Origin of the sequence: Streptomyces sp. NPDC057638 (assembly GCF_042800315.1) — a bacterium.
GTDB lineage: Bacteria > Actinomycetota > Actinomycetes > Streptomycetales > Streptomycetaceae > Streptomyces.
The window spans coordinates 1-5,086 of sequence record NZ_JBHVHF010000438.1; the positions used below are offsets into that span (position 1 = coordinate 1).

Below are 5,086 nucleotides of genomic sequence, written 5' to 3' on the forward strand. Positions count from 1 at the left end.
TCGCCCGACGACGCGCACGCGGCGCGGGCGCCTCCTCGGCGACAGGCTCTGCCACGGCCTCAGCCACGGCCTCAGCGGCGGACTGCTCGGCGGCGGCGACCGGAGAACCGGCGGGCGCGGACGCGCGGCGCCGGGTACGACGCGGGGCGGCGGACTCCTCGGCCACAGGCTCAGCGGCGACCTCAGCGGACTGCTCGGCGACCTCGGCCGAAGCCTCGGCGACCGGAGAACCGGCGGGCGCGGACGCCCGGCGACGGGTACGACGCGGCGCGGCCGACTCCTCGGCCACAGGCTCAGCGGGCTGCTCGATCACCTCAGCCGGAACCTCAGCCGCGACCGTCGCCTTACGCGTCGCCCGACGACGCGCACGCGGCGCGGGCGCCTCCTCGGCGACAGGCTCTGCCACCGCCTCAGCGGCGGGCTGCTCGGCGGCGGTGGCCGGAGCCTCGGCGCCGCCGGGCGGACCGGCCGGACGCGACGCCGCACGGCGACGGCGGCGCGGCGGCAGCGTGTCGCTGGGGGTGTTGTTCGGCTCTTCGTTGATGTCCCCGGTCACACCGGGTTCGTTCGACTCGTGCATGCGGGCGGTTCTCCCGTCACGCTCCCGGGCGCCGCGCCTCCTTCCGGTCCGGCGTCGGCCGCTCATCGCGGGGCCGCCGTCCGGGGCGCGGGCGCCACACGGGAGCTGTTATGTCTGGCTCACCGGTTCCGTACGCGGGGTACGCACGGCCTGGCGAAAGTCTTCTGGTTTTCACGCGGCCCGACCCTGGTGGCTCCCGAGTACGAGGGCCGCGCTGCGACGACTGCCTGTGCGCGCGGCGGGACCGGAAACCTCGCGACAAGAGGGAGGCGGTCCCGACGGCCGTGGATTAAGCGGCCGGAACTTCCTCGCGGTCGAGCGCGAGCGGGTCGGTCACCGTGCCGGTCTCCTCGTCGAAGAGCCCCTGCGCCAGCCTGGTCACCGCAGCGGGGACCGGCGGCGCCAGGTCGGCCACAGCGCGGAGGCCGGACAGGACGTCGTCGGGTCGCACGGCAGGTGTCACGTGCCGAACAACCAGCCGCAGTATCGCACAGGGCCCCTCCACCGGCCTATCGGCCTGTGGACGGACCACGTCGAGCCCGGCCACGGCACCCCGTGCGTCAAAGGTCCGCATGCCGTTCTTGGCCATGCGCTGGACCTCCACGGTCCCGGCCGCGAGGAACGCGGCCGCGGCCCGCTCGGCCGCCTCGGGCTCGACGCCGTCCAGCCGCAGCTCCCACACGGAGGCGGTGAGCCGGTCGGCCAGGCCCGGGGTACGGGCCTCGACGGCGTCGACGATGTCCAGCCCGTCCGGCAGTGACTCGTCGAGCAGTGCGCGCAGCGTCGCCGGTTCGCGGCGCTGCGTGAGGGCGATCTCCAGATACTCGGCCTCGCTGCCCGTGCCGGTGGGTGCGGCATTGGCGTACGACACCTTCGGGTGCGGGGTGAAGCCCGCCGAGTACGCCATGGGCACCTCGGCGCGCCTCAGCGCACGCTCGAAGGCGCGCTGGAAGTCACGGTGGCTGGTGAACCGGAGGCGGCCGCGCTTGGTGTAACGCAGTCGGATGCGCTGCACCGCCGGTGCGGGCGGCGGGCCTTCGGGCTGTCGCTTGCCCAGTGGTTCTTCTCCTCGGTGCGGGACGGGCACGGGTGTCGCGCCCGCCCTCGGAAGCGGGGGGTGCCCCCCGCGGGCCCGCCCGGCTCACCCCCGCGCGAGCGGGGAGATCTCGGGTTCGGCCGTCACGCCGGGGACGGTCGTCGTACCTCCCAGAGTACGCGCCGGTCCGACCGTGCTCTCCCCTGACCTCCGCGATCCACTGCCGTGCGCACCGCTCCGCGCCTCCGGGGGCTGTCGGCGGAGGCTCTCCCGCCCCGGGAAGCACCCGGACATGGCGGGTACGTTCCGTACCCCCGTCCCCACACCACGCGCGCACGGCTCCCGCCCGGTGCCGCCGCCCGCGCTCGGGGGAACCACGCGCACGGCGCCCGTCCGACCCGCCGGTCAGCCCCCCTGCCACCACCGGCGCCGGGCGGGGCGGCCGCGCGGCGGCTCCGCCGGCGGGAACCGCTCAGGAGCCAGTCGGTGCTGTTCGTCGTTGAATCGCCGGATGACCTCGGGGTCGATCGTCATCGTGTACACCACTTCGATATGGGCCGCCGTCCCGTCCTGCCGGGCCAGGACCGTCGAAGCGTGGTCCACCTGCCGCACCAGGGTCTCCACGAACGCGTCGAACCCGTCGATGGCCGCCTGCGGATAGCGGGAGGCGATCTCGAACAAGGTCGCCATCCGGCTGGGGGGTCGCACCGAGCGCAGCGCGATGGCGCGGTCCATCAGCGACTCGTAGGTACTCAGGAGCCGACGGGCGATATGCGTGATCAGTTCGGGATCCCCCGGCACTCCCGGCGGCCCGAACGCCTTCTCCTGCGCCTCCTTGGACATCCACACCGCCACACCATGAGCGACGTCCAGAAGCTCCCGGAACTCCATCGCGAGATGTCTGCTCGCACTGAGCTCGTCCTGGATCACCTGGCCCGCGATCCGATGCCCGAGGCTGTGGTCGAGGCGCTTCGTCTCCAGCTCCGCCAGTCCCACCCGGAGCTCCCCGGCGTACAGGAGGTACTCCCAGAGGTTGGGCCGCCTTCGCCGGGTCCGCTCGATGTCCGCGCGCGTCCGGGGCACCGTGGCGCCGAGTTCGAGGACCGGCACGGCCTCATCGTCCTGACGCGCCGCGGGTTCGCCCTGGTAGTGGACGGTGAGGTGCTGGATCATCCCGGCCTGGACGACCGGTCCGGCGACCTCGCCGTCCACCGCGTTGTGCACCCCGGCGGGTGGCTGGAGCAGGAAGTCCCCGTCCCCGCCTTCTGCTGGTGCGACCCCCATGCCGTCCCCCCGACGCTCATCCCCCGGACCGAGGGCCCAGGCTAACCCCGGGCCCCGGTACCGGAGACGGGCCGGACCCGTACGCGTGGACTGACGCGCACGGGCCCGGTCCTCTCCTGCCGCTACCGCCTACTTGGTGACCACCGACAGGGGCAGCAGCTTCTTGCCCGTGGGGCCGATCTGGATCTCGGTCTGCATCTGCGGGCAGACACCGCAGTCGAAGCACGGCGTCCAGCGGCAGTCCTCGACCTCGGTCTCGTCGAGGGCGTCCTGCCAGTCCTCCCAGAGCCAGTCCTTGTCGAGGCCGGAGTCCAGGTGGTCCCAGGGCAGGACCTCCTCGTAGGTCCGCTCCCGGGTGGTGTACCAGTCGACGTCCACGCCGAACCCGGGGAGGGTCTTGTCCGCGCAGGTCATCCAGCGGTCGTACGAGAAGTGTTCGCGCCAGCCGTCGAACCGGCCGCCGTCCTCGTACACCGCGCGGATGACGGCGCCGATACGGCGGTCACCGCGCGAGAGGAGGCCCTCGACGATGCCGGGCTTGCCGTCGTGGTAGCGGAAGCCGATCGAGCGGCCGTACTTCTTGTCGCCGCGGATCTTGTCGCGGAGCTTCTCCAGCCGGGCGTCGGTGGCCTCCGCGCTGAGCTGCGGGGCCCACTGGAACGGCGTGTGCGGCTTGGGGACGAAACCGCCGATGGAGACCGTGCAGCGGATGTCGTTGGAGCCGGAGACCTCACGGCCCTTGGCGATCACGTTGACCGCCATGTCGCCGATCTGGAGGACGTCCTCGTCGGTCTCGGTGGGCAGACCGCACATGAAGTAGAGCTTCACCTGACGCCAGCCGTTGCCGTAGGCGGTGGCGACCGTGCGGATCAGGTCCTCCTCCGAGACCATCTTGTTGATGACCTTGCGCATCCGCTCGGAGCCGCCTTCGGGGGCGAAGGTGAGGCCGGAGCGACGGCCGTTGCGGGTCAGCTCGTTGGCGAGGTCGACATTGAACGCGTCGACCCGGGTCGAGGGCAGCGAGAGGCCGATCTTGTCCTCGGTGTACCGGTCCGCGAGGCCCTTGGCGATGTCGCCGATCTCGGAGTGGTCGGCGCTGGAGAGCGAGAGCAGACCGACCTCCTCGAAGCCGGTGGCCTTCAGACCCTTGTCCACCATCTCGCCGATGCCGGTGATGCTGCGCTCACGGACCGGGCGGGTGATCATGCCCGCCTGGCAGAAGCGGCAGCCCCGGGTGCAGCCGCGGAAGATCTCCACGGACATCCGCTCGTGCACGGTCTCGGCGAGCGGGACCAGGGGCTGCTTGGGGTAGGGCCACTCGTCCAGGTCCATGACGGTGTGCTTGGAGACCCGCCACGGGACGCCGGAGCGGTTGGGCACGACCCGGCCGATCCTGCCGTCGGGCAGGTACTCGACGTCGTAGAAGCCCGGCACGTACACCCCGCCGGTCCTGGCCAGCCGGAAGAGGACCTCCTCGCGGCCACCCGGGCGGCCCTCGGCCTTCCAGGCCCGGATGATCTCCGTCATGTCCAGGACGGCCTGCTCGCCGTCGCCGATGACGGCGCAGTCGATGAAGTCCGCGATCGGCTCGGGGTTGAAGGCGGCGTGGCCGCCCGCGAGGACGATCGGGTGGTCGACCGTGCGGTCCTTGGCCTCCAGCGGGATGCCCGCGAGGTCCAGGGCGGTGAGCATGTTGGTGTAGCCCAGCTCGGTGGAGAAGCTGAGGCCGAAGACGTCGAAGGCGCTGACCGGGCGGTGGCTGTCGACGGTGAACTGGGGCAGCCGGTGCTCGCGCATCAGGGCCTCCAGGTCGGGCCAGACGCTGTAGGTGCGCTCGGCGAGGACGCCCTCACGCTCGTTCAGTACCTCGTAGAGGATCATGACGCCCTGGTTGGGCAGACCCACCTCGTACGCGTCCGGGTACATCAGCGCCCAGCGGACGTCGCAGGAGTCCCACTCCTTGACGGTGGAGTTCAGCTCGCCGCCGACGTACTGGATCGGCTTCTGCACATGCGGGAGCAGAGCTTCGAGCTGTGGGAATACCGACTCAGCAGGAGACATCTCAGAGCTTTCGTGAGCTGGCAGGGGTGACCCTCAAGCCTACCCCGGGCCCACGCCCCGGGATCGCCCCGCCATGCCCACGTCAACCTGCCGGACTCCGGGGGCCCGTACCCCCGGTACGGGCC

General features: G+C 71.9%; 3 protein-coding genes and 1 pseudogene. All 4 read right to left on the reverse strand.

The window, feature by feature from the left end; genetic code table 11:
• A pseudogene (locus ACFVIM_RS32750) lies at positions 1 to 580 on the reverse strand (ribonuclease E/G); the annotation flags it as partial.
• Positions 581 to 869: 289 nt separating this feature from the next.
• A complete protein-coding gene (locus ACFVIM_RS32755) occupies positions 870 to 1,595 on the reverse strand; it encodes a TIGR03936 family radical SAM-associated protein (RefSeq protein ID WP_384309303.1) in 726 nt (241 codons plus the stop codon).
• Between the two features lie 426 nt (positions 1,596 to 2,021).
• Positions 2,022 to 2,900, reverse strand: a complete 879-nt coding sequence (locus ACFVIM_RS32760; protein WP_384309306.1) for a hypothetical protein — start codon at positions 2,898 to 2,900, stop codon at positions 2,022 to 2,024.
• A 129-nt stretch (positions 2,901 to 3,029) separates the two neighbouring features.
• Positions 3,030 to 4,961: a TIGR03960 family B12-binding radical SAM protein gene (locus ACFVIM_RS32765; protein ID WP_384309309.1), complete on the reverse strand. Its 1,932-nt coding sequence runs from the start codon at positions 4,959 to 4,961 to the stop codon at positions 3,030 to 3,032.
• Between the last annotated feature and the right edge of the window lie 125 nt (positions 4,962 to 5,086).

What these genes read in the sequence shown, in the direction of transcription:
- ACFVIM_RS32760 (WP_384309306.1), bottom strand. Translation starts at nt 2,900, where the DNA reads ATGGGGGTCGCACCAGCAGAAGGCGGGGACGGGGACTTCCTGCTCCAG.
- ACFVIM_RS32765 (WP_384309309.1), bottom strand. Translation starts at nt 4,961, where the DNA reads ATGTCTCCTGCTGAGTCGGTATTCCCACAGCTCGAAGCTCTGCTCCCG.